Origin of the sequence: Flavobacterium agri (assembly GCF_013401995.1) — a bacterium.
Classification (GTDB): domain Bacteria; phylum Bacteroidota; class Bacteroidia; order Flavobacteriales; family Flavobacteriaceae; genus Flavobacterium; species Flavobacterium agri.
Map to the genome: position 1 here is coordinate 310,749 of NZ_JACBJI010000001.1, position 22,800 is coordinate 333,548.

Here is a 22,800-nt window from a genome sequence, read left to right on the forward strand (position 1 = left end):
CTATGGAAAAAACTCTACTCTTGGCGTTCGGATTTTTGTCCAGCGCAGCTTTTGCCCAAGTGGGCATCGGAACGGTAAACGTAAATCCCAACGCTTTGCTCGAACTCCGCAGCTCGTCCGACACGGGTGGCTTGCTGCTTGATACTGTCGCACTTTCCGCATTGGAATCTGCGGCTCCGTTTGCGAGCCATGTTTCAGGGATGCTTGTCTATAATTCGGCCACGAGCGCATCCGATCCCGAAAATATATTTCCCGGATTGTATTACAATGACGGCTCGAAGTGGGTCCGCATGTCTATCGATAAGGAATTCCCGAAAATAGGAGACGTCAAACAAAGCGCATCGATATCTGACCATGATGGCTGGTACGCGCTTGACGGCAGGGCCGTTTTGTCTCTTCCGGCATTGGCACAACAAAATGCGGCCACACTTGGTATCGCGGGAAATCTTCCCGATGCGGCAGATGCAACGCCCAAAGGAGAAGCCTCAGGTGAAGATTTTGGCGACTTGGGCGGTGAAACGTCTTTTGTCATAGAGCAGGACAATCTTCCCGATATCACGTATGAAGGTACTACTTCGGTTACGGGCGCGCATTCGCACAGTTATGTAAACAGAGGAGGCAGCTTGTACAATTTTACGGCGGGTGCTGTGGGCGGATTGCGTTTTGAAACCGGCGCGACCCGTTCTACGGGCAGTGCAGGTGCGCATACGCACATACTTTCGGTCCCGACGGGCGGTTCGGGAACACCGATTGATTTCCGTCCAAAATATCTTGCAGTGCAAACGTTCATTTATCTCGGCTCCTGATCATGAAAACAACAACACTTATCGTAATTTGTCTGGCTTTGTTGCCAATGGCGGGAGTTTCCCAGGTCTTGATTTCGGATTTTCCGCCAAACAGCGAACCGCAAACAGACGCCGTTCTGGAACTGCGCAGCCTCAATAAAGACAAAGGCTTGCTTTTGCCTAAAGTCGCATTGGTCGCTGCGAATAATCCGAGCCCGATGTCTGCGCATGTCCAGGGCATGACGGTTTACAACACTCAGGTTTCGGGTGTTTTCCCGAACCGCGTCGAACCCGGATTATATTACAACGACGGAACTTCGTGGAAGCATATTTCGACAAACGCCCCGACAATCGGAGATATCAAAAGCAGTGCGCTCGCTTCCGATCACGATGGGTGGTATTTGCTTAACGGAAGAGTCGTAACAGCCTTGCCGGTAGCGGCACATGCCTATGCACAGGGGTTGGGATTCGCTTCGAATCTGCCAAATGGAGCGAACCGTTTTCTTAAAGGCAAAACCGATGCGGAAATATTGGGTTCGTCAGGCGGAAGCGCGGGTATTGTCATCGCACAGGAAAATTTTCCTGAATTTATGTTTACCGCTACGCTCGGAGAGGCAGGACTTCACAACCACAGCTACAACGACAGGGCCAGTGGGACAGGAATGAGCGCGGAAGGCGGTGCGATACAAACCGTAGCCGACAATGTGAGCGTCGCCGACACAACAGGCATTTCAGGAGACCATTCGCATTCATTTTCAGTAAACACGGGCGGAAACGGTACGCCAATCCCGTTCAAGCCGCCTTATATGGCTTCGAACCTGTTCATTTATCTCGGAAGTAATTGATCCAAAAAAAAAAGCGCCCTTATGACAAGGGCGTTTTTTTTTGGGCCAATCAAGTAAATAAAGCGATGCTTATTTGTCTATAGAGCCGAGCACGCGCTGCATGAACGCATTCAAGGCTTCTTTTTTGGGCGTTCCCGATTTGATCATCTTGTCGACTTCGAGCGCGCCGTACATGTTCGAGATCAGTTCGCCTATCACATCGAGTTCTTCGTCTTTGAGCGACGGTACTTCGGTGAGCGCTTCGAGCACTTCTACGGCTTCGATCACGTAATCCTGGTCGTTGGCTTCGATGAACTCGGTCAAATGTTTGATTACGGGCAACTTCATCAGTTCGACGAGATTTCGGTTACGAGTTCGGCCAAAACCTCGGCTTTGTTCGTCTGCGTTTCGTTAAGCAGTTTTCCGCCTTTGAAAGTCGCGAAAGTCGGCAGGTTCGAAACGTTGGCGAGTTTGCGCGATTCGGGCGAGTTCTCGGCGTCGACGATCACGAAAGTCATGCCTTCGTTCTCGGTCGCGAACTTCTTGAACTTGGGTTTCATGATGCGGCAGTTGCCACACCACGAAGCGGAGTATTGCACGACGACTTTGTCGTTTTGGGAAACGATGTCGGCGAGCGTATCGGTTGTTAATTCTACTACCATTTTGGAATTTGGAAATTAGAAAATTTGAAAATTTGAAAATGATTTGACAATGTTAAGTCCAATGTCTCATTTTCAAATTTCCAAATTTGCAAATAGATTTATTAATTGTTCAAATAATTAGCGACGCCTTCACGTGTAGCGAACATCGCTTCTTTTCCTTCTTCCCAGTTCGCAGGGCAAACTTCGCCTTTGGTCTGTACGTGCGTGTAAGCGTCGATCAAGCGAAGGTATTCGCCAACGTTGCGTCCAAGCGGCATGTCGTTGATGCTTTCGTGGAATACTTTTCCGGTTTCGTCGACAAGGTATGTCGCGCGGTACGTCACGTTCGAACCTTCTACCAAAAGCACGTTGTTTTCTTCGTCGTATTGAGATGATTCGATATCCAAAATCCCGAGGATGTTAGACAGGTTGCGGTTCGTGTCCGCCAAAATAGGGTAGGTCACGCCTTCGATACCGCCGTTGTTTTTCGCAGTGTTCAACCACGCAAAATGTACTTCGTTCGTGTCGCAAGAAGCACCGATCACGATCGTGTTGCGTTTTTCAAACTCCGGCAACGCTTCCTGGAACGCGTGAAGTTCTGTTGGACAAACGAACGTGAAATCTTTCGGGTACCAGAAAAGCAATACTTTCTTGTTGTTTTTGGTAGCTTCCTCAAAGATGTTGATCTTTAGGTTGTCGCCCATTTCAGAGATAGCGTCTACAGCGATGCTTGGAAATTTTTTACCTACGAATGCCATAATTATTTGGGTTTAAAAGTTATTTTTATTGCCGCAAAAATAGGTGGCTGCTGTACGATTTTTCAATCAGAAGTAATTATAAGTTTTGATTTTGAAATAGGTTTCGGCTATACTTTTGCTTCGGTTAAGAATGCCTTAATTATTTTGGATTTGGATTGAACGACCGATAATTATCGGCGTATTTTTTTCGAATATTCCCAATTTGCATTCCTGACTTTTTATATTTGCCATCTGACAACCCAGACAAAACACTATATGTCCTTTTCAAAACTGTTCCGCAGAAAACCAACATCAACCATAATCCAGCAAGGAGGAGACGGAGAAGAACACTCCGGATTGCACAAAGTCCTTACCGTTCGCGACCTTACGTTCTTCGGGATTGCGGCCATCATTGGCGGCGGAACGTTCAGCGCCATCGGGAACGCTTGTTTTTCGGGCGGTCCGGGCGTCGTCATCTTGTACGTGATTTGCGCCATAGCGTGCGGATTCACGGCCATGTGCTATGCCGAATTCGCATCACGCGTGCCCGTTTCGGGAAGTGCGTACACGTATGCTTACGTCTCTTTCGGCGAATTGTTCGCGTGGATCATCGGATGGGCGCTGATTATGGAATATTCCATCGGAAACATCTACATCGCGTTTTCGTGGAGTGGCTATTTTACGAACCTGCTCGAAAGTTTCCACCTGCATTTGCCCGAATGGCTTACGATTAATTACCAATCGGCCTGGGATGCGGTCGAAGCCGGAAAAGGTGACGAAGGCATAGCGGCTTGGAAAAACGCGCCCGTAATCGGCGGATTGCGCATCATTTTCGATTTGCCTGCAGTCGTCATCAACCTTTTGATCACATATCTCGTGTATCGCGGCACGAAAGAATCCAAGAATTTCTCGAATGCGATGGTCGTCATCAAGCTCGTGATCATCGCTTTGGTGATCGTCGTGGGCGCGATGTATGTCGATATCGACAACTGGACGCCTTTTATGCCGAACGGTTTCAGTGGCGTTATGGGCGGCGTTTCGGCGGTTTTCTTCGCTTATATAGGATTCGACGCGGTCTCCACATTGGCCGAGGAATCCAAAAACCCGCAGCGCGATTTGCCCAAAGGAATGATTTATTCGCTTGTGGTGTGTACGGTTCTGTACATCATCCTGGCGTTGGTTTTGACCGGAATGGTGTCGTATACGGCACTTGGCGTGAGCGATCCGTTGGCCGAAATTTTCGCGCTTAAAGGCGTGAAATGGATGTTGTTCATCGTATCGGTCGCAGCAGTTGTCGCCATGACCAGCGTAATGCTCGTGTTCCAATTGGGTCAGCCGCGTATCTGGATGACGATGAGCCGCGATGGTTTGATGCCCAAAAAGTTCTCTGAAATCCATCCGAAATATAAAACGCCGGGATTCGCGACGATCATCACCGGCTTGGTCGTCGGCCTTCCGATTTTCTTTACCGACGAGAATTTCGTGCTCGATTTCACGAGTATCGGAACTTTGTTCGCATTCGTTTTGGTGTGCGGAGGCGTTTTGCTGATGTCGCCTCAAAGCGAAGCCGAAATGGCCGAGCGCAAGGCCAACGGAAAATTCCGTATCCCGTATATCAACTCGAAATTCATTTATCCGGCCATCCTCGTGTTTTCGGCAGGGTTGATCCAATATCTGTTCCCGACTTTCTTTACGGGAGTATTCAGCTTTACCGAAGAGAACGTCGTGGCCAATTGCTCGATGATCGTGTTCCTGATCCTTTGCGTGGTCATGGCGGTTCTGGCGTTCGTAAAAAACCTGTCATTGATCCCTTTGTTAGGATTGGTCTCGTGCTGTTATCTTTTGACCGGAATGGCGCCAAGCAACTGGAAATGGTTTGGACTATGGCTCGTGATCGGATTGGTTTTCTATTTCTTCTACGGATACAAGAAAAGCCGACTGGCCAATTAAATAAAAAAAGAAACCCGCCTTGTGAGCGGGTTTTTTATTGCAGCGAAGAATCTTAAAGCTTGATGAGCTTATGGGTTTCCTTGCCTTTATCGGATGAAACCTTAATCAGGTACGTTCCCGAACTCAGCCCCGAAACATCGATCGTGTGGCTTTCGGCTTCTTTGAAGGTCATGATCGCCTGTCCGAAAAGATTGCATACTTCGATTTTTGAGGTATTTCCATTTCTTGAAAAGATGTTCACCACAGATGACGCCGGGTTCGGGTACAAGGTAAATTCCTGTGAAAAGGGATTCGATGTTCCCAATTGATATACGTCTGTCGTGGTCGTATTGGTCACGATTGCCGCGTTATAATCGAAGTAGATGTTGGCCGTGTTCTGGTATTGCCAACCCAAATCACTGGCCTGAGTAGATTTTACGTTGAACGTTACGAAGCCGTGGCTTCCCGGTTCATTCTCGGTTTCCGTCGGAAGATTGATGTCTTCGAACCAAAATTCGAGCAAATTTCCTCTTCTTCTCATCTCATACGGATGGCTTGAAGCTATCGGCTGGACCGAATACAGGTTGAAATCGGAATCCAACACATCGGTAATCACGACGCGTTGAGCAGGCGCCGTACCTGTGTTCTGGAATCGGATGGTGTAAGTAAGACCTTTTTCAACGGCTTCGCCCACAAGCATTGCAACACCTTGGGAAACCTGTTTATCATTAGGATCGAACGAATTGACTACGGTCTTGATCGCCGAATCCAAATTGTCTGCAGTGGTTTCATCTGTGCCGGCGGTTACCCAAGCGGTCAGGTAAACGGTGTTGCCGGAGTTGATCGGAGGCGTGTCCAATGGCCCGTTCACGTTAAGGACGATATCGATCATGCGGCTTTCGAAAGGCTCAAGGTTCGAGAAATTCCAGATCAAATTACCTCCGGCCTGGCTGTCGGGAGTTATCGACGCGCTTACGAATTCCTCATCGTCCCAGAAACCGGCCGTAACCGTTCCCGATTGTGTCGTCGTACCGTTGTTGCGGTACACGATCTTGTAATGGGTGTCGAAACCGGCAATAGCGGCATCCACAGGAATCACATCGATGGCAAGATCGTTATGGCTGCCGTTCGGCGCAATGCAGAAATCTACGGTTTCCGTATTGCCCGTTCCCGTAAAATTCACGGTCTGCGTGGCAGGAGAAACAGTAAAATACACCGGATTCACGTTTGCCGAAACGTTCATTTGGGTAAAAGTGGTGAACGCGTGATAAGTGCCCGAACTGTTTGTAAAAGTCGTAGCCTGATAGCCGTTCGTCGTTACAGGGACATGCGCAAGGACGGTATCTGTCACAGAGCAACCGTCTGAACCCGCATCGAAACGCAAAATTCCCGAAACCGTGTTATAATTGCCCGCAGGTTCAAAAAAGCAGTTTTCGCTGACCGCGACGTTGGGATCGATGTGTTCATGTGCCCAATCGGTTCCGCTTACGTAAAATTCAGATTCGAGCGCATATCCTTCGAACGCATCGGTACACACGAGCTGCAACGCCGGATTGTTTGACGCGCCGACGCTTCCGATCGAGCAATATCCGCCGTCACATGTTTCGAAACTGCCATTGCGGAAACTGATCGTCTCGAGCTCCAGGTTATCAGAGATGGTCAAAGTGCTCAAATGGACGGGTTGGTTGAAATTTATCGAGGTGAGATGTGTGTGGCTCAGATAAAGTGCGGTATAACCGTTGGAAAAACCAGATTCGAGTTGCGACCAAGGACCTACGAAATTGAGATCGGTGTAATTGTTTCCCGATAAGTCCAACATCGAATATCCCGGAGTCGTAAGCATACTGAGATCGAGTGTCTCCAATTGGTTGTCGGCCAGCGATAAGTAATACACATAATTGGTGTTTTCAAGATTGATCGAAGTGAGGCCGTTGTTTTCTATTATCACATTGTCAAATGAAACGCCACTCACGTCAAGTGTCGTAAGGTTCTGATTGTTGGTGATTTCAAAATTTGAATAGGAGTTTTCGAGAGCCTGCAAAGACAAATTCACAAGCAGCGGATTATTCGAAATCTTAAATTCATTTTCTGACGTGACAAGGCCGTCAAGGTTCAACATGGTCAGCGAAGCGTTGCCGTTTATGGTGAGCCACATCGCAATGTCCGTCAACCCACTTAGGTCAAGAGCCTGAAGCGCGTCGTTGTTACTGATGTCGACCGAGCCGAGTCCGGCAGAAAACGGCATGTTGACGGTTGTTAGCAGTGAATTGTCTAATATGTTGATTTCCCATAACATAGCCGAATCCGGAACTGTAACGCTCGTTACGCTTGTGTTTGTCAAGTAAAAAACCGACAAGCCGGTAAAATATTGCAAACCTTCAAGGTTGTCTATCGCAGTCCCGTCGAGGTAAAGGTCAAAAGCATCGGCGGCTTCCTGCTGCGAAATCTCCCCATCGCCATTACCATCGACGGGCATGGGATTGGCAAGGATGGCAGCCTTGAAATCGAGATCGGGGAAACTGATGATCTGCGCCTGCATCCCAAAACCGCAAAGTCCGATAAGCAATAGGTAAAATTCCTTCATAAACGATTGATTAGGTTTCGTCTATAAAAATAACAGGTTTTGAATGCGAATAAAAAAAATGCCAGAAATGTTACCAACAAAAAAACCAGCCCGTATTGCCACACGCGGACTGGTTTCAACGAACATAAATAGGCTTTTTTAAGCCGAAACTGTAGTAAGCACGCCCAATTCCTCCATACACGATTTCATGTTGAGGAACGTACGCTCTATATCATTATCGAGCCCGATAGAAAAACGGATCAATCCGTCGGTAAGGCCCATTTCTTTTTGTTCTTCAAGCGGGATTTCAGACGAGGTCGAAGTGCCCGGAGCGCTGAACAACGTCTTGTAAAACCCAAGGCTCACGGCCAGATAACCCAAATTGCGCTGTTGCATGAGTTCCATGAGTTCGTTGGCTTTTTCGAGCGATCCTACGTCTATGGTAAGCATGCCTCCGAAACCGTATTCCGGATTCATCATGCGCTTGTAGATATCGTGTCCCGGATGGCTTTTAAGTCCCGGATATACCGTTTTCAATCCGATCGATTCGAACTTTTCGGCCAAATATTGGGCATTTCGGCTGTGTTGTTTGATCCTGATGTGCAACGTGCGCAAATTTTTCATCACGCTCGACGAACGAAGGCTGTCCATCGTCGGGCCGAGCAACATAGCCGCGCCCGTGTTCACGTTTTTCATATCGTTGACGAACTCGCGAGATCCGCAGCTCACGCCGGCAACCGTATCGCTGCTTCCGTTGATGTATTTGGTAAGGCTGTGGATCACGATGTCGGCTCCCAACTTTGCAGGCGCGACAGACAGAGGTGAAAACGTATTGTCGACGACCAGTTTAAGATTGTGCTTTTTAGCGATTTTGGACATGGCCGCTATATCGACGACTTCCAAAAGCGGGTTGCTCACGGTTTCACAGTACAGGATTTTCGTTTTGGATGTGATCGCTTTCTCGACGATTTCGGGTTTCGTGAAATCGCAAAAGACCGTGTTGATGCCGAGTTTCGGAGCGAAATTCTTGAGGAACGCATATGTTCCGCCATAAATCGTGCGGCTCGACACGACCTCGTCTCCCGATTGGCAAAGCTGCAAAAGGGTAGAGGTGATCGCACCCATTCCTGAAGCGGCCACGCAAGCGGCTTCCGTTCCTTCCATCGCGGCCAACGCTTTGTCGAGGTAAAGGTTGCTTGGCGAAGAATGACGCGAGTATAGGTAGCATCCGTCGGCATTGCCTTCGAACGTATCGAACATGGTTTTGGCGGAAAGGAATGTGTAGGTAGAAGAATCGGATATCGAAGGGTTCACGCCTCCGAATTCACCGAAGTACTGTAAATCCTGAATATTGTCTGCGGGGTTGAATTCCATGGTATCTGGGTGGTTTTGTTTTTCGCAAAACAATTTCATTGCAGAGAATAATCCAAAGTAAATTTCATTATTTAGATTAATTATTTTTATTTTTAAATTTTTATGGATAAAAAATCTATTAGAAATCGATTTCGCTCCATAAAACCGAAAGTTTATCTCGGCACCAATAAATCATAAATAGTCACGATCAATAAACAACAAGCAATCACAATAAAAATGAACTTCGATCCAACCGATAAAGCGCTGCTCAAGTTACTGCAATCCGACAGCACCCAAACCACAAAAGCCCTTTCCGTAAAGCTCGGATTATCTGCCACCGCGGTTTACGAACGCATCCGGAAACTCGAACGCGAAGGCATCATCAACAAATATGTGGCGTTGCTCGACAGGAAGCAGATCGGCAAGAATTTCGTCGTTTTCTGCCATATCAAACTGTTGCAGCACTCGCGCGAATTCCTCACGCGTTTCGAACACGAAGTCGTCAAGCTCGACGAGGTGCTCGAATGTTTCCACGTGAGCGGCGATTACGATTACATTCTCAAGGTTTGCGTACACGATATGGAAGAATATCGTCAGTTCATGGTTTCGAAATTGACCACATTGCAACACATCGGCAGTACGCAAAGTTCGTTCATGATCGCCGAAGTCAAGAATACGACGGCTTTCACGCTGTAATCATCCGTGGATAAGCACGGCTTCTACCATATCTTCGGGCGAAAACCGCAACACGAGGGTTTTGGCGCGCAATGTAAAAAACTCGATTTTGTCGCGGTTGACTTCATAAAACATATAGTTTTTGTCGGTGCGCGTCGGTTCGCCAAGTAAATTCAGCACTTCGCTTTTCTTGAGGCCTTTGAGTTTTTTGCTTTGCACGAGATCGTCGAGCATTTGCGCGCGGTATGGGAATTCCTGTCCTTGTCGGGTTTTCCATTTGGCGGAATCGAAGCCGATTTCTGTTTCGGATTTTGTTTCCGATGCATTTTCGTGGTTGTCGTTTTTGCAAGCCAACACCGACATGCACAACAGCAAGACTACAATTTTTATTTTCATGTTTACAAGATTAAAGTTACGTTGCAGTGGTGGAATATCCGCCCGAATATTCTTCCGGGCGGATTCACACACACCACCGATCTGAGTCATCGCATGGGAACGAGACTCGTAGGCGATTCCACTTCTTTTTTGATGCGCCCGAACGTATTTTGAAACTTTTGCGCCATGTCTTTCATGTATCGGCCAAAAGTCGGGCTGCCCACGCTGAGCACTTTCGAATGCCCGAACCAGACCACTGCTGCCGTGCAAAAGAAAAACGTGCGGTAAACGGCAAAGGCGATCGGTTGTATCGACCAATGATGCGAGCGGTAAATTGCAAGCATGCGTTCGGCCTGGAAGTCGATGTGGTGCGCTTCGTCTATCAAAATATCGTCGCAAATCTGTTTAAGCAATGGGCAACCCGTCGCATCCTTAAGTGATTGGTAGAACAACTGGGCGGCGCTTTCAACAGTGATTACGGCCAACGTCCACAATTCCATACTCGTATTGAAGTAACGGATCTTTCGGAACAGCGAATCGCCCCAATCTTTAGAGACGCGTTTTTCACCGATCAAATCGAGGTAACGCCCAAGATTGTTGCCGTGCTTTTGTTCTTCCTTGATGAAAAGTTCTACGGCGATAGGAAAAATAAAATCGTTCGTGGTCTTAGCGTATTTGCGTGCCGCGGCCAACAAATGTGCGCCTTCGGAAGTTTCTCCAAGCTGCCATGCCTGAAGCGATTTGAGTATGCGCTTTTTTTGCCCGTCGAGCAATTTAGGTTCCAAATCCCAGTCAACGCGCTCGAACGTGGCGTTGTGGGTGAAATGGTTGGTCCAGTATTGTGAGGAGTTCGTGTACATTATTATTGATTATTTTTATTAGTTATTCCAATCGATTTTTCGCGAGAAATACATCACGGCCGCCAAAATCAGGAACAGGCCGATGCTTCCGAACAACAAAGCATAATCTTCGAGTTGGATGATCACGTAAATGAAAGCATACAGAGCCGACAGCGAAGCCGCGATGAACGCGCAGAACTTGAGTTTCTTGAGGATGGAGATCGAATACAGCGAAATCAGCGCGACGACGGCCGTTCCCGCGATCAGGTAAGCCGTGAGGAAACTGCTGTGCTCGGTAATCGACAACAATAGCGTGTAGAACATCACGAGCGCGAGTCCGATCATCGTGTATTGGAAAATGTGGATGCGCACCTTGCTGATCATCTGGATCAGGAAAAACACGAGGAACGTAAGGCCGATCGTCAGGAAGCCATATTTGGCCGCGCGTTCGTTCTGTTGGTATTCGTCTACCGGGATCACGAATTTCACGCCGAACGCAAAACGCGCCAGATCGGGCAATTCGCCGAATGTCTGCTGGCCGAACGGACGGTTTACGTGCAGGATTTTCCAGCTCGCCGGGAATCCATCGTTCTTCCCTTTTTTGTAAGGAAGGAAATTGCCGTCGAAACTCGGCGCGGCCCAATTCGATCCCATGTCGACGGTCGTGGTTTTTCCGATCGGAACCATCATCAACTGTCGGCTGCCGCGATACGAAATATCCAGTTTGTAAGACGTTTTGGTTTGGCCGGGAAGCACGCGTGCATCGAAATAACCGGTTTCCAGGCCGTCTACCGAATCGTTAGGCGAATTGTTGAACACAGGTTCGAAAGCCAACGGTTTGCCGCCGATCGAAATCTTCACTTCGTCCTGGATGCTCTTGAGGTTCGTCGTCCTGATGATCACGGAAGCTTTATCCCATTGGATATCGGCTTCGGGAATGCCGCGTCCCGAAAAATCAGGCGCGACATAATCGCCGTCTATCTTCATTTTCGAGGTGTAGACCACGGCCTCGTAATTGCCGTAACTGCGCTTGTCTGTCGTGACCGAAGCCTTGTTGTTCAGGCTTTCGGGGAAGAAATACGCGAATTCTGTAGACGGTTTCTTTTGGGTCATGGCGGCCTTGGTCTTTTGGTTCACGATCACGGTTTCTTCGTAAACGGTATAAGGCACGCGGATGATCGGTCCGTACAGATACACATCCGAACCCCATTTCGAGGCGATACTTTCGTTGACTTCGTGTTTTCGGTAAGCCCTTTCGGAAATCAGATCCTGAACGAGAGCGAGCGGAATCAATAAAATCAATGTCAACAGGCCGACCATGATCAGGCGCGCCGTATTCGATTGGAAAAATCCGGTTTTTTGTGGTGATGGTTCCATATTAGTGTGTTTTTAGGTTGCGGTTGAAATCACAGGAGTTTGAAATAGAAAGCGGTCACTGGAATATTCGCCAAAACGATCAGGATCTTAATTGCGAAATATTCACGGTGGTCGCGTTCGGTAAGCAACAGGATTAGCAGGTTGGCGAGTACGAGCAGGTTGACGAGTGCGGCCAGGCATACGAAAAGGAATCCGAAGAAAAAGATTTCCTCGCTTTCGATGCCGCTTTTGTACGAGACGAAGAACGCGGTGCCGATGGCGAACGAAGCTATCGCGATCCAGGTAGACAATTCGCCCGTGGTCTTGAGATAGGCGTTAAAATTTCTTTGTATGAAGGTTTCCATGATTATTGATTTGAATGGTTTTTAGGTTGGATGTTGAAAAAATGGTACACGAGCAGCAGCAATGTGCCGTATCCGATCGTAAAGCCGATGGCGCGCAATTCGGTCAGGAGTCCGGCCGCATCGACTATAAGCCGGAACGGATCCGAAACCACATCCCAACTGTTGTAGCGTTCAAAACGTCCCAGGTAAATCCCGAATCCCGACAGGATCGCGCTGAACGGCACGAGCCAGTTCGAGACGCGTCCGAAATTTTTATCCCAAACCGATTGCATCTGGCGCATCGAAAGCAATCCGAACAACATTCCGCTAATGGAATAAGAGGCGAGCAGCAACAGGTCGAACCAGGCGGGCATGGTCTGGGTCAGGTGGCGGAAGTGCAAAAAATCGGTCAAGATGTAAGGCGCATTCGGAAGAAACAGCAGCCAGATTGCCGACAGCGCCAGGATTTTGGGCTTCCCGCTATCGGCTTGCAGCAAATAGTCGCTGATTACCAAAGGCACGGCCGACAACACGAGATTCCACAAAAGAAAGCCGTAGCCGATGCCCGATGTCACGAACATCCGAAACGCGAGCAACGCGCAATTGAAAGCGATAAGTGCAAACACGCTTCGATAATGGTTGGAGTTGGAGATAGTCTTTATCATTTTAAAAGTACTTTGTATTTCAAAGTTAAACAATAAAAAAATTTAGCTCTTGCGCAGCAGGCTTTCCAAAGCGTCGATGTGGGCCGTAAAAGCCTCGCGTCCCGATTTGGTCGCCTTGTAACTCGTGTTCGGCTTTTTCCCGATGAACTGTTTCTCGATGACGATGTAATTCTCGGATTCGAGCGCTTTGGCATGGCTCGCGAGATTGCCGTCGGTTACGCCGAGCAGTTCCTTCAGCGTCGAGAAATCGGCCGATTCGTTGACCATCAACACACTCATGATACCGAGCCTGATGCGATGGTCGAACGCCTTGTTTATATTTTGGATGATGTTTTTCACACTGGTTTTTGCGAGAGGAAGATACTTATTTCCTGTCGTATTTAAAATACATGATCGCGCCGTACACGATATGGCAAACCCCGAAGCCTAACGACCACAGTTCGAAGCCGTAACCCGTGAATTCGGTGTTGATCAGTCCCAGGACGACAACGGTCAATCCGAGGTAGCGCACGTCGCGGTGCGTATATTTACTTGCGTTGATGCAGGCCAGTCCGTAAAAAATAAGCGTGACGGGCGCAATCAGTTCAAAGAATTCGTGGCGAAGCAGCAACAACGCGAAAAAACCTCCCGTCACGAGCGGAATCAGGAAATTGACGAGCAATCGTTTTGAACTCGAATTCCACGTCGTCTCATTGTTGCGCTTGGCTTTGAGGTGGGTGCAGATCAAAGCGGTAATCAAGGAAAGCCCCAAAATGGCGAGTCCGATGGCCGTGACTTTGATGAGCAGCATATTCTCGATATCGCGATAACGCACATAATAATCGCTTGTAGCAAGTTGTTCCTTGATGATGGAATTGGCAAACCACGCGCCGATGAGTGCATAACTTCCGGCAAAGACGCCCGATAGTCCGCTCAAGGATAAAAATTGTGTCGAACGGTCCATCATTTGGCGGATGTCGCGCAAATCGTCGAGATACTTTTGGTTTTCCATATTAAAGTACTTTGAATGACAAAGTAAATGAGTTTTTGTTCGGCTGCCAAATTTTTTTTCGGATTTTTTCCACCCGTGTAAGAATTTTCGATTTGCGCGGATAGGTAAGCGATCGTCACTTTCTGCGCTAAAATGTGATGGACGCATTTAGGTTTTCATTTAGAATTTAAAATCCAACATTTAAAATTCCCTTTCGTACTTTTGTGTCACTAAATCAATAACCAATCACCATGAGTTCATTTGACGTTGCCGTCATAGGATCGGGTCCCGGAGGATACGTGGCCGCCATCCGTTGCGCACAATTAGGTTTCAAGACTGCTATCATCGAAAAATATCCTACGCTTGGCGGAACTTGCCTCAACGTGGGTTGTATCCCGTCGAAGGCGTTGCTCGATTCGTCACATCACTATCACGATGCGATTTCGCACTTCAAGGAACACGGTATCGAGATTCCGGGAGAGATCAAGATCAATTTCGAACAGATGATCGCGCGCAAAGGTTCGGTCGTAGACCAGAACGTGAGCGGCATCAAATACCTCATGGACAAAAATAAGATCACGGTTTTCGAAGGTTTGGGCTCTTTCGAGGATGCGACGCACATCAAAGTGACCAAATCGGACAATTCATCCGAAACCATCGAAGCGAAATACACGATCATCGCGACCGGTTCGAAACCATCGACGTTGCCGTTCATCAAATTGGACAAGGAGCGCGTGATCACTTCGACCGAAGCCTTAAAGATGAAGGAAATCCCGAAACACCTTATCGTCATCGGCGGCGGTGTCATCGGATTGGAACTCGGACAAGTGTATTTGCGTCTCGGATCTCAGGTTTCCGTCGTCGAATTCATGGACCGCATCATTCCGGGCATGGACGCCGGTCTTTCCAAAGAATTGACTAAAGTCCTTAAAAAGCAAGGCATGAAGTTCTATACTTCGCATAAAGTGAAATCGGTAGAAAACAACGGTTCGGGCGTGGTTATCCAAGCCGATGACGCCAAAGGACAGACGATTACGCTCGAAGGCGATTACGCTTTGGTTTCCGTTGGCCGTCGTCCGTTTACCGACGGATTGGCGCTCGACAAAGCCGGTGTGAAAGTTTCCGACAGAGGCATCGTCGAAACCAACGACCATTTGCAGACCAACGTTTCGAACATCTACGCGATCGGTGACGTCGTGAAAGGAGCGATGTTGGCACACAAAGCCGAAGAAGAAGGCGTTTTCGTGGCCGAAATTTTGGCCGGACAAAAACCGCACATCAACTACAACCTGATTCCGGGAGTCGTCTATACATGGCCAGAAGTTGCCGCCGTCGGAAAAACCGAAGAGCAACTCAAGGAAGCCGGTGTCGAATACAAAGCCGGAAGTTTCCCTATGAAAGCGCTAGGACGTTCACGCGCGAGCGGCGATACCGACGGTTTCGTGAAAATCCTTGCGGATGCGAAGACAGATGAAGTCCTCGGTGTGCACATGATCGGCGCAAGAACTGCCGATTTGATTGCGGAAGCGGTTACGGCTATGGAATTCCGCGCGTCTGCCGAAGACATTTCGAGAATGTCGCACGCTCACCCGACGTATGCAGAAGCTGTGAAAGAAGCGGCCTTGGATGCTACGGATAAGCGTTCGATACATATGTAAGACACGCTGCGCTTTAGACACGCTTCGCTAAAGATTGCTAGACTCAATAAAAAATCCCCCTCATTCAAGCGGGATTTTTTTTATATAAAATCAAACGGCGACTTTCTTCTTGCCCAATTTCTTCCAACCCACAAAAACAGCCGTTCCAATCAAGATAAACGGCCACAAATTGAGCGCGAAAACCAAAATCGCTTCCAAAATATACCATCCCGATTTAAGGCTGTCCCAAGCCTGTGTGCCGAATCCTGTGCGATATTGCGCGCTGTCAAGATTCGCCAAGGTCACGCTTTTGACCGCTTCGTCCTGGTACAACTGCAACGCGACGGTAGAGTAGGCGATCTTGTCTTCGAGTTCCATCTTTTTAAGAAGGGCCGCATCCGAAGTTTCTTGTTTGGCCAGAAGGTTTTCCTCGGTATCGTTTATATCGACGAGTTTTTTCCCTTTGTTGTCGACGGCGCCTTCCACGCGTTGTTTGAATCGTGCGAGCCTTTTCTGTTCCAACTCGGTCGATTTCAGTTGCAGGTTCACGTCTTCAGCCTTGATGATGCGGTAATCGAGGTAGCCGACTTCTTTGGAAATGTTCTTGAGCGTCGCATCGAGATTGTAATTCGGAACGCGGATGACCATGTCGTTGCGCACCGTATACACCGTGGTCCGCACGATACTGTCCTCGCTTTTCTTCACGTCCCGCGTTTCGCGCACATCGCTTTTAAGATCGGTGTTCACTACGAAACCTCCGGCAACAGAGACGGCGTCTTCAACCTTGGTCGTCGATTGGGCCACGTTGCGCACTTTGAAACGTATATCGGCAGTTCGCACGAATTTGCGTTTGCCGTCGTTGTTGGTCACCGCAGCCGATGAAGACAAATTGTTTTCGGATTTTACCGAATTGCCGTTCACGTTTGTTGAATCGGCCATTATAGCCATTTCTTCGGCAGGTGCGACTTCTTCTGCGGGCGCTTCTTTGGAGTCTGGAGATGAAACCGTGGCATTTTCGGTTTCGCCATACTGCTTGCATGAAACCGCTAGCGCAATCAACAATGCCATTCCGAATAACGAAATCTTTTTCATAAAATTAAATGTTTAATAAGGTTAATGATGTAAAAGGTCAAGTAGTTTTCAAACCATGCGTTTAAATTTTATGAAGTCGATATTCGACGCGCACTAACAATCGTGCCAAAGTTTTTTGGAATGGGTTAACGATTGTTTATCGTAATTTTGGGATGTCCATATCGTGGCGGTAAAGTCCATAGAGTCGTAAAGCCATAAGACATGAATATTCAGGACAGGTTTCTGACCATTTGAAATCTGATCATCCAAAAATCTAAAATTGAGAACAGTCGCCCATCATAAAATCAACGACCCGAAAGACTTCAAAGCGAAACTGTTGCATTGGTCGCAACAATTCCGCGAGATCGTTTTTCTCGATACGAACGGCTATCACGAGAAATACCAGGAGTACGACTGCGTGCTTGCCGCCGACGCGTTCCTGTCGCTGAGAACCGATTACCACAACGCTTTCAAGGATTTGAAGGAATTGCAGGAAACCACCAAAGATTGGCTGTTCGGCTATCTTTCGTACGATTTGAAAAACGACACCGAGGAACTGCACTCGCGAAATTTCGACGGATTGCAATTTCCCGACCTGTTCTTCTTCCAGCCGAAACGTCTTTTCCTGCTGAAAGGGAACGAGCTCGAACTTCGGTATTTGCCGATGTCCGATGACGAGATGGAATCCGATTTGCAAGCCATCATCAATACGCCTGCAAACCTTCGCCATGTCAACGACCGGTTGATGATCCACCAAAGGATTTCGCAAAAAGATTATCTAAAAAAAGTCGGCAGCATGCTCGAGCACATTCACAGAGGTGATATTTACGAGGCGAATTTCTGCATGGAATTCTATTCCGAGGACGCCAAAATCGATCCGCTCGAAACCTATTGCCGTCTCAATACGATTTCAGAACCGCCGTTTTCGGCCTTTTTCCGCAATGCGAACCATTACCTCATGTCGGCCTCGCCCGAGCGTTACCTAAAGAAACAAGGCCACAAAATCGTTTCCCAACCCATAAAAGGCACGGCGCGCAGGAGTGAAGACGCCAACGAGGATGCACGAATAAAACGCGAACTTGCCGCCAACCAAAAAGAGCGTTCCGAAAACATCATGATCGTCGACCTCGTGCGCAACGATCTGTCGCGGACCGCCGCAAAAGGAAGCGTCCATGTAGAGGAATTGTGCGGCGAATATTCGTTCCGCCAGGTGCATCACCTTATTTCTACTGTAGTTTCACAAATCTCCGACGGCCATGGCGCGATGGATGTGCTCAAAACCACGTTCCCGATGGGCAGCATGACGGGCGCTCCCAAAATTTCGGCCATGAAAATCATAGAGGATCTCGAGGAAACCAAGCGCGGTCTTTACAGCGGTGCGCTCGGATATTTCACGCCAGACGGCGATTTCGATTTCAACGTCGTGATCCGATCTATACTGTATAATTCAGAAGCCAAATACGTGTCGTTTTCGGTTGGAAGCGCGATTACGGCTGCGTCCGAACCGATCCGCGAATACGAAGAATGTCTGCTCAAGGCGGTGGCGATGCGTAAGGTTTTGGAAAGGAATGCTTAGTAGCCGATCCGGCTTTCCGCTTCAAGTCCTCGGCCCAAAACCACATTTTTATGGCGCCTTCGCGAGCTTCCTGCGGTCGCTGCGCCTGCTTCTAAAAATTAGTGGTTTTCGTCCTGTGGGCTTTGCGCTGCAATCCGGGCTGGGGCATTTGCCGTTGAATCACGAAAGCGTTAACTTCGTGCGATGCTTGCCGAATTCCAGAACCATCTCGACCACAATTTCCCGTTTTTGAAAGGTAAACGCCTTTTGCTCGCCGTCAGTGGCGGTATCGACAGTATGGTGATGGTCGATCTGTTCCGAAAATCGGGATGTGAAATCGGCATCGCGCACTGCAATTTCAACCTTCGCGGTGAAGAAAGCGACCAGGACGAGACTTTCGTCAGGGCGTTCGCTTCCAAAACCAACATACCGGCTCACGTCACCAGATTCGACACGAACCAATTCGCCGAGGATTTCGGGCTGTCGATCCAGGTTGCTGCGCGTGAATTGCGATACAAATGGTTCGCCGGGTTGCTCGAATCCGAAAATTACGATTTCGTGCTGACGGCCCATCACGCCGACGACAACCTTGAAACTTTCCTCATCAATCTTACGCGAGGCACCGGAATTGAAGGATTGACGGGCATTCCGGCTCAAAATGAAAAAGTCGTGCGCCCGTTGCTTCCGATTTCAAGACAAGAAATCGAAGCGTATGCCAAATCGAATGGTCTGGAATGGCACGAAGACAGCAGCAATGCTTCCGATAAATACCTGCGTAACAAGATCCGTCAGCTGATCGTGCCGCTTCTCAAGGAAATAAGGCCCGACTTACTCGACAGTTTTTCGAAAACCCAGGATTTTTTGCGCCAAACCCAGTCGCTGTCCGAAGACGCGGCTATCATCATTTACCAAAAAGTCGCAAAACCATATGGGAATGAAATAAAATTCGACCTGTCCGAGCTCAAAAAACTGCCGAATCACAAAGCCTATCTTTACCAATGGCTGCGTGAATTCGGCTTCACGGCTTGGGAAGATGTGTACACTTTGGTCGATGCCCAATCGGGAAAGCAAGTTTTTTCTTCCCAATATGTACTTTTGAAAGACCGTGAAACGCTCGTACTTTCGCCACTTGCCGATGCAACCGACAAACGCGAATATTGCCTCTATAAAGGCATGGAAGCCCTTGAATTTCCGTTAAAACTCACCTTAAAATATGTGAAAGACGTTGGCGGCAAATCCAATTCGGCTATCTTTGTCGACGCCGAAAAACTCAGGTTTCCGCTTGTGTTGAGGAAATGGAAAGAAGGTGATGTGTTTTATCCTCTTGGCATGCACGGAAATTCAAAAAAGGTCAGCAAATTCTTCAAGGACGGGAAATTCTCGTTGCGCGACAAGGAAAATGCCTGGCTGCTCTGTTCGGGAGACGACATCGTTTGGATTGTCGGCCAACGCGCAGACGAACGTTTTTACGCACAAACAACCACAACAAACATATTGCACATCGCACTCAACGAATGAAAAAGTTTCTTTTTGCCCTGATCGCGGTCCTCTCGTTTTCGGGCTTGTCGGCACAAATCGTAAAACCCGTAAAGTGGACGCAACGTCTCGAAAAAGTATCGCCGACCGAGTTCAAATTGGTCATGGAAGCCACGATAGACGAGAGTTGGCACATTTACTCGCAATTCACTCCAGACGGCGGACCGCTGCCTTTGACGCTCGATTTCAAGAACCAGAAGGGAAATTACCAACTTATCGGAAAAGCTGCTGAAAGCGCTACCAAACGCCAGTTCAACGATGTTTTTGAGGTAGACGAGGTGTTTTGGGAGAAAAAGGCCACGCTTACCCAGCGTATAAAAGTCATCAATCCGAACCTCACGAGCATAGACGTGAAGGTCGATTATCAGGTCTGCAAGGAAGTCTGTATAAACGACAACGCGAAATTCACGTTCAAGTTGCCGAAAATACCGGTAGAGGAAGCGGCGGCTATAACGACTCCAATCGTAAAAGACACGGCATCTTCTATACAGTCGAAAGATACGGTCGGGAAAAATTCGACCTCGCAAGAAGAGGTGGAGCAGACGAAAACGGTGGCTACCGTTCCGAATCCACAAAAGACAGAAAATATCGGACTTTGGACAATTTTCTTTCTTGCCTTTGGCGCTGGTTTTACCGCTTTGTTGACACCTTGCGTCTTCCCGATGATTCCAATGACAGTCAGTATTTTCACCAAGCAGAGTAAAAATAAGTCTGCAGGAATTCGGAATGCTATACTATATGGCATTTCAATTATCATAATATACGTTGTCCTGGGATTAGTCATAACAGCAATTTTTGGAGCAGGAGCGCTTAATGCAATTGCCACGAACGTTTGGTTTAACCTTATTTTCTTCGTGCTTCTGGTCATTTTCGCCATCTCATTCTTGGGTGCATTCGAAATCGTTTTGCCCAACAGTTGGGCGAATAAAGTCGACAGACAAGCCGATCGTGGCGGATTTATCGGAATCTTGTTTATGGCATTGGCTCTTGCAATCGTTTCGTTTTCATGTACGGGAATATTTATTGGCAATCTTTTGGTCGTGGCTGCGCAAGAAGGAGGAATTGCCCCGATAATCGGAATGTTCGGGTTTTCGTTGGCATTGGCGCTTCCGTTCATGTTGTTCGCGATGTTTCCGGGCTGGCTTAATTCGCTGCCGAAATCGGGCGGTTGGCTCAATACGGTCAAGGTTTTCCTCGGATTCCTTGAATTGGCGCTCGCGTTCAAATTCCTTTCCAACGCCGATTTGGTGCTTCAGATGCATTTGCTCGAACGCGAGGTCTTCCTGGCGATCTGGATCGCGATTTTCGGAGCGTTGGCGTTGTATCTTTTCGGAAAAATCACGACGCCGCACGACAGTCCGCTGCCGTTCATTTCGGTAGGAAGATTGTTGCTCGGACTGCTCGTTTTGACGTTTACGGTTTATTTGATTCCGGGATTGTGGGGCGCGCCTTTGAAATTAATCAGCGCATTCCCGCCACCGCTTGAATACAGCGAAAGCCCACATGGGGTAGGCAATTCGTCCGCAATCGGAACAAATGAAGATTTGCCGAAAGATGCGGTCATGGCACATGGGTTCGTGACGTTCAACGATTACGACAAGGCACTTGCTTACGCCAAAGAAGTCAACAAGCCCATGCTGCTCGATTTTACGGGATTCGCTTGCGTCAATTGCCGCAAGATGGAAAACAACGTTTGGACGGACGCCGAAGTGGCCAAAATCCTCAAGAACGACGTGATCCTTGTTTCGCTTTATGTAGACGACAAACGTGAACTTCCGAAAGAACAGCAATTTATTTCGCCTTCTACGGGTGAAGAAATCGAAACCACAGGCGACAAATGGACCGATTTCATGATCACGCGTTACAAAACCAACACGCAACCCATGTATGTTTTGGTCGGAACCGACGGAAAAGACATTTCGAATACCATCAGCTATGTTGGGAAAGATGAGTATTTGGGTTGGTTGAGAAAGGGGTTGGAGGCGTTTTAAAAGATAGTTTTTGAGTGACCATTCAGATGAAACAGAAAAGCCAATCATTTTTTTGATTGGCTTTTTACTTTTACAATTAGTTTTTACTTTAAGTCACTCAGGCACTCAAAATCAATCCGTTTCTTCCAACGTAAAAATCTCCTCCACAGCAACTCCGAAAAACTTCGCGATTTTCAACGCAAGTACGGTCGAGGGCACGTACTTCGCTTTTTCCATGGCGTTAATGGTTTGACGGCTCACACCGATCTGCTTGGCGAGTTCTTCCTGCGAGATATCCTTTATCGCGCGCTGTACTTTTAAGTTATTCGTCATCGCGCAGTGATTTTTTGAGTTGGTAAAGTTTGATGTGGAAACGCACGACAAAGAACAATAACAGCGAGAAAACGTTCGCGATCAGTACTTCGAAATAGAAGAATCCGTAAATGAACCACGTCGCCAAAAGCATCACGCCGAAATTGAAGTACGTGGCCCAAACGAGGCTTTCATACCTGATTTTGGCAATGAATTCATCTTCGTTCTTCTGTTTCGAGAAGCCGATGAAAAGCCCGCCGACAATCAGAAAAGACAGCAACACTTCATCGCCGATCGAATTCTGGTTGAACCTGAAAAAACCGGCATCGGCAAACAAACCGTTGTCGGCGATCGCGAATACTTTTGTCGTAAGCATGTTGTCGATGTCGATGTCGGCACATACGACCGCAATGGCAACGGCAAAAGACGGAACGAAAAGCAGCCAGCCGACAAGCTTGAAACTGCGAGGAAACAAAAAATGTGATTTCATGTGATTTGATTTTTGATTGATGATTAAAACTCAAATCAAATGTAAAGTATATTTTACATTGTGACAAAATATTTTTACAAAAAGTTTTATATGCTTTACAAATAGTGCTGAAGTGCGAAAGTTCTGTAAACGTTAGAGGAACTGTTCCTGCACAGGCTCGATAGTGAAGTTTT

The 22,800-nt window shown here is 47.9% G+C and carries 23 protein-coding genes; 8 read left to right on the forward strand and 15 right to left on the reverse strand.

Annotated features, from left to right (window positions below; all coding sequences use genetic code 11):
- Positions 1-2: 2 nt before the first annotated feature.
- Positions 3-806 carry a phage tail-like protein gene (locus HZF10_RS01510; protein WP_176004401.1) on the forward strand — a complete coding sequence of 268 codons (804 nt, stop codon included), beginning with the start codon at positions 3-5 and terminating at the stop codon, positions 804-806.
- 2 nt (positions 807-808) lie between these two features.
- Positions 809-1,630 carry a phage tail-like protein gene (locus HZF10_RS01515; RefSeq protein ID WP_176004402.1) on the forward strand — a complete coding sequence of 274 codons (822 nt, stop codon included), beginning with the start codon at positions 809-811 and terminating at the stop codon, positions 1,628-1,630.
- Between the two features lie 69 nt (positions 1,631-1,699).
- On the opposite strand, the gene HZF10_RS01520 is transcribed toward HZF10_RS01515, so the two are convergent.
- From HZF10_RS01520 to HZF10_RS01530, 3 genes are all read right to left on the reverse strand, one after another.
- Positions 1,700-1,957: a DUF6952 family protein gene (locus HZF10_RS01520; protein WP_176004403.1), complete on the reverse strand. Its 258-nt coding sequence runs from the start codon at positions 1,955-1,957 to the stop codon at positions 1,700-1,702.
- Positions 1,957-2,271, reverse strand: a complete 315-nt coding sequence (locus tag HZF10_RS01525) for a thioredoxin family protein (protein WP_176004404.1) — start codon at positions 2,269-2,271, stop codon at positions 1,957-1,959. Before HZF10_RS01525 ends, HZF10_RS01520 begins: the two co-directional genes overlap by 1 nt.
- A 101-nt stretch (positions 2,272-2,372) precedes the next feature.
- A complete protein-coding gene (locus HZF10_RS01530) occupies positions 2,373-3,008 on the reverse strand; it encodes a peroxiredoxin (protein WP_176004405.1) in 636 nt (211 codons plus the stop codon).
- 255 nt (positions 3,009-3,263) lie between these two features.
- Here HZF10_RS01530 and HZF10_RS01535 point away from each other — a divergent pair, with 255 nt between their 5' ends.
- Positions 3,264-4,937, forward strand: a complete 1,674-nt coding sequence (locus HZF10_RS01535) for an amino acid permease (RefSeq protein WP_176004406.1) — start codon at positions 3,264-3,266, stop codon at positions 4,935-4,937.
- A 52-nt stretch (positions 4,938-4,989) separates the two neighbouring features.
- Here HZF10_RS01535 and HZF10_RS01540 read toward each other — a convergent pair whose 3' ends face one another.
- Together HZF10_RS01540 and HZF10_RS01545 are read right to left on the reverse strand one after the other, a co-directional pair.
- Entirely contained in the window at positions 4,990-7,500 is a 2,511-nt protein-coding gene (locus HZF10_RS01540) for a T9SS type A sorting domain-containing protein (protein WP_176004407.1), read from the reverse strand.
- A gap of 138 nt (positions 7,501-7,638) precedes the next feature.
- Positions 7,639-8,853 carry an aminotransferase class I/II-fold pyridoxal phosphate-dependent enzyme gene (locus HZF10_RS01545; RefSeq protein ID WP_176004408.1) on the reverse strand — a complete coding sequence of 405 codons (1,215 nt, stop codon included), beginning with the start codon at positions 8,851-8,853 and terminating at the stop codon, positions 7,639-7,641.
- Positions 8,854-9,069: 216 nt separating this feature from the next.
- Here HZF10_RS01545 and HZF10_RS01550 point away from each other — a divergent pair, with 216 nt between their 5' ends.
- Complete coding sequence (locus HZF10_RS01550) at positions 9,070-9,528, forward strand: Lrp/AsnC family transcriptional regulator (protein ID WP_176004409.1); 459 nt, start codon at positions 9,070-9,072, stop codon at positions 9,526-9,528.
- On the opposite strand, the gene HZF10_RS01555 is transcribed toward HZF10_RS01550, so the two are convergent.
- The 7 genes from HZF10_RS01555 to HZF10_RS01585 all read right to left on the reverse strand — a co-directional run bounded on the left by HZF10_RS01555 (position 9,529) and on the right by HZF10_RS01585 (position 14,077).
- On the reverse strand, positions 9,529-9,903 hold the full coding sequence (locus tag HZF10_RS01555) for a hypothetical protein (protein WP_176004410.1): 375 nt from the start codon (positions 9,901-9,903) through the stop codon (positions 9,529-9,531). It abuts the gene before it with no gap.
- A gap of 86 nt (positions 9,904-9,989) precedes the next feature.
- A complete protein-coding gene (locus tag HZF10_RS01560; RefSeq protein WP_176004411.1) occupies positions 9,990-10,742 on the reverse strand; it encodes a ferritin family protein in 753 nt (250 codons plus the stop codon).
- Between the two features lie 18 nt (positions 10,743-10,760).
- Positions 10,761-12,098, reverse strand: a complete 1,338-nt coding sequence (creD, locus tag HZF10_RS01565) for a cell envelope integrity protein CreD (protein WP_176004412.1) — start codon at positions 12,096-12,098, stop codon at positions 10,761-10,763.
- 29 nt (positions 12,099-12,127) lie between these two features.
- Positions 12,128-12,442: a hypothetical protein gene (locus HZF10_RS01570; protein ID WP_176004413.1), complete on the reverse strand. Its 315-nt coding sequence runs from the start codon at positions 12,440-12,442 to the stop codon at positions 12,128-12,130.
- Between the two features lie 2 nt (positions 12,443-12,444).
- Positions 12,445-13,086 carry a DUF1361 domain-containing protein gene (locus HZF10_RS01575; RefSeq protein ID WP_176004414.1) on the reverse strand — a complete coding sequence of 214 codons (642 nt, stop codon included), beginning with the start codon at positions 13,084-13,086 and terminating at the stop codon, positions 12,445-12,447.
- 42 nt (positions 13,087-13,128) lie between these two features.
- Entirely contained in the window at positions 13,129-13,425 is a 297-nt protein-coding gene (locus HZF10_RS01580; RefSeq protein ID WP_176004415.1) for a winged helix-turn-helix domain-containing protein, read from the reverse strand.
- Between the two features lie 25 nt (positions 13,426-13,450).
- The gene (locus tag HZF10_RS01585) at positions 13,451-14,077 is read right to left on the reverse strand and encodes a hypothetical protein (protein ID WP_176004416.1); all 627 of its coding nucleotides are present in this window, start codon (positions 14,075-14,077) and stop codon (positions 13,451-13,453) included.
- Between the two features lie 230 nt (positions 14,078-14,307).
- On the opposite strand from HZF10_RS01585, the gene lpdA reads away from it, so the two are divergent.
- Entirely contained in the window at positions 14,308-15,714 is a 1,407-nt protein-coding gene (gene lpdA, locus HZF10_RS01590; RefSeq protein WP_176004417.1) for a dihydrolipoyl dehydrogenase, read from the forward strand.
- Positions 15,715-15,804: 90 nt separating this feature from the next.
- Here the strand turns inward: lpdA and HZF10_RS01595 are convergent, their stop codons facing one another.
- The gene (locus tag HZF10_RS01595; RefSeq protein ID WP_176004418.1) at positions 15,805-16,785 is read right to left on the reverse strand and encodes a DUF4349 domain-containing protein; all 981 of its coding nucleotides are present in this window, start codon (positions 16,783-16,785) and stop codon (positions 15,805-15,807) included.
- A 259-nt stretch (positions 16,786-17,044) separates the two neighbouring features.
- Between HZF10_RS01595 and HZF10_RS01600 the strand changes: the two genes are divergently transcribed.
- From HZF10_RS01600 to HZF10_RS01610, 3 genes are all read left to right on the forward strand, one after another.
- Positions 17,045-18,340 carry an anthranilate synthase component I family protein gene (locus tag HZF10_RS01600; RefSeq protein ID WP_176004419.1) on the forward strand — a complete coding sequence of 432 codons (1,296 nt, stop codon included), beginning with the start codon at positions 17,045-17,047 and terminating at the stop codon, positions 18,338-18,340.
- Positions 18,341-18,523: 183 nt separating this feature from the next.
- Positions 18,524-19,837 (forward strand): tRNA lysidine(34) synthetase TilS, encoded by a 1,314-nt coding sequence (tilS, locus tag HZF10_RS01605; protein WP_176004420.1) that lies wholly within the window; start codon positions 18,524-18,526, stop codon positions 19,835-19,837.
- Positions 19,834-21,846, forward strand: coding sequence for a protein-disulfide reductase DsbD family protein (locus HZF10_RS01610; protein ID WP_176004421.1), 2,013 nt, complete (start codon positions 19,834-19,836; stop codon positions 21,844-21,846). Before tilS ends, HZF10_RS01610 begins: the two co-directional genes overlap by 4 nt.
- Positions 21,847-21,957: 111 nt before the next feature.
- Here the strand turns inward: HZF10_RS01610 and HZF10_RS01615 are convergent, their stop codons facing one another.
- Together HZF10_RS01615 and HZF10_RS01620 are read right to left on the reverse strand one after the other, a co-directional pair.
- Positions 21,958-22,158 carry a helix-turn-helix transcriptional regulator gene (locus HZF10_RS01615; RefSeq protein WP_176004422.1) on the reverse strand — a complete coding sequence of 67 codons (201 nt, stop codon included), beginning with the start codon at positions 22,156-22,158 and terminating at the stop codon, positions 21,958-21,960.
- Complete coding sequence (locus HZF10_RS01620) at positions 22,148-22,627, reverse strand: hypothetical protein (protein ID WP_176004423.1); 480 nt, start codon at positions 22,625-22,627, stop codon at positions 22,148-22,150. Before HZF10_RS01620 ends, HZF10_RS01615 begins: the two co-directional genes overlap by 11 nt.
- Positions 22,628-22,800: the final 173 nt, after the last annotated feature.

Excerpts from the sequence above, each read along its gene's own strand:
- HZF10_RS01585 (WP_176004416.1), bottom strand. The coding sequence starts at position 14,077 with ATGGAAAACCAAAAGTATCTCGACGATTTGCGCGACATCCGCCAAATG.
- lpdA (WP_176004417.1), top strand. The coding sequence starts at position 14,308 with ATGAGTTCATTTGACGTTGCCGTCATAGGATCGGGTCCCGGAGGATAC.
- HZF10_RS01620 (WP_176004423.1), bottom strand. The coding sequence starts at position 22,627 with ATGAAATCACATTTTTTGTTTCCTCGCAGTTTCAAGCTTGTCGGCTGG.
- HZF10_RS01535 (WP_176004406.1), top strand. The coding sequence starts at position 3,264 with ATGTCCTTTTCAAAACTGTTCCGCAGAAAACCAACATCAACCATAATC.
- HZF10_RS01525 (WP_176004404.1), bottom strand. The coding sequence starts at position 2,271 with ATGGTAGTAGAATTAACAACCGATACGCTCGCCGACATCGTTTCCCAA.
- HZF10_RS01555 (WP_176004410.1), bottom strand. The coding sequence starts at position 9,903 with ATGAAAATAAAAATTGTAGTCTTGCTGTTGTGCATGTCGGTGTTGGCT.
- HZF10_RS01515 (WP_176004402.1), top strand. The coding sequence starts at position 809 with ATGAAAACAACAACACTTATCGTAATTTGTCTGGCTTTGTTGCCAATG.
- HZF10_RS01595 (WP_176004418.1), bottom strand. The coding sequence starts at position 16,785 with ATGAAAAAGATTTCGTTATTCGGAATGGCATTGTTGATTGCGCTAGCG.
- HZF10_RS01610 (WP_176004421.1), top strand. The coding sequence starts at position 19,834 with ATGAAAAAGTTTCTTTTTGCCCTGATCGCGGTCCTCTCGTTTTCGGGC.
- HZF10_RS01560 (WP_176004411.1), bottom strand. The coding sequence starts at position 10,742 with ATGTACACGAACTCCTCACAATACTGGACCAACCATTTCACCCACAAC.
- creD (WP_176004412.1), bottom strand. The coding sequence starts at position 12,098 with ATGGAACCATCACCACAAAAAACCGGATTTTTCCAATCGAATACGGCG.
- tilS (WP_176004420.1), top strand. The coding sequence starts at position 18,524 with ATGCTTGCCGAATTCCAGAACCATCTCGACCACAATTTCCCGTTTTTG.
- HZF10_RS01575 (WP_176004414.1), bottom strand. The coding sequence starts at position 13,086 with ATGATAAAGACTATCTCCAACTCCAACCATTATCGAAGCGTGTTTGCA.
- HZF10_RS01510 (WP_176004401.1), top strand. The coding sequence starts at position 3 with ATGGAAAAAACTCTACTCTTGGCGTTCGGATTTTTGTCCAGCGCAGCT.
- HZF10_RS01570 (WP_176004413.1), bottom strand. The coding sequence starts at position 12,442 with ATGGAAACCTTCATACAAAGAAATTTTAACGCCTATCTCAAGACCACG.
- HZF10_RS01545 (WP_176004408.1), bottom strand. The coding sequence starts at position 8,853 with ATGGAATTCAACCCCGCAGACAATATTCAGGATTTACAGTACTTCGGT.
- HZF10_RS01530 (WP_176004405.1), bottom strand. The coding sequence starts at position 3,008 with ATGGCATTCGTAGGTAAAAAATTTCCAAGCATCGCTGTAGACGCTATC.
- HZF10_RS01540 (WP_176004407.1), bottom strand. The coding sequence starts at position 7,500 with ATGAAGGAATTTTACCTATTGCTTATCGGACTTTGCGGTTTTGGGATG.
- HZF10_RS01550 (WP_176004409.1), top strand. The coding sequence starts at position 9,070 with ATGAACTTCGATCCAACCGATAAAGCGCTGCTCAAGTTACTGCAATCC.
- HZF10_RS01615 (WP_176004422.1), bottom strand. The coding sequence starts at position 22,158 with ATGACGAATAACTTAAAAGTACAGCGCGCGATAAAGGATATCTCGCAG.
- HZF10_RS01520 (WP_176004403.1), bottom strand. The coding sequence starts at position 1,957 with ATGAAGTTGCCCGTAATCAAACATTTGACCGAGTTCATCGAAGCCAAC.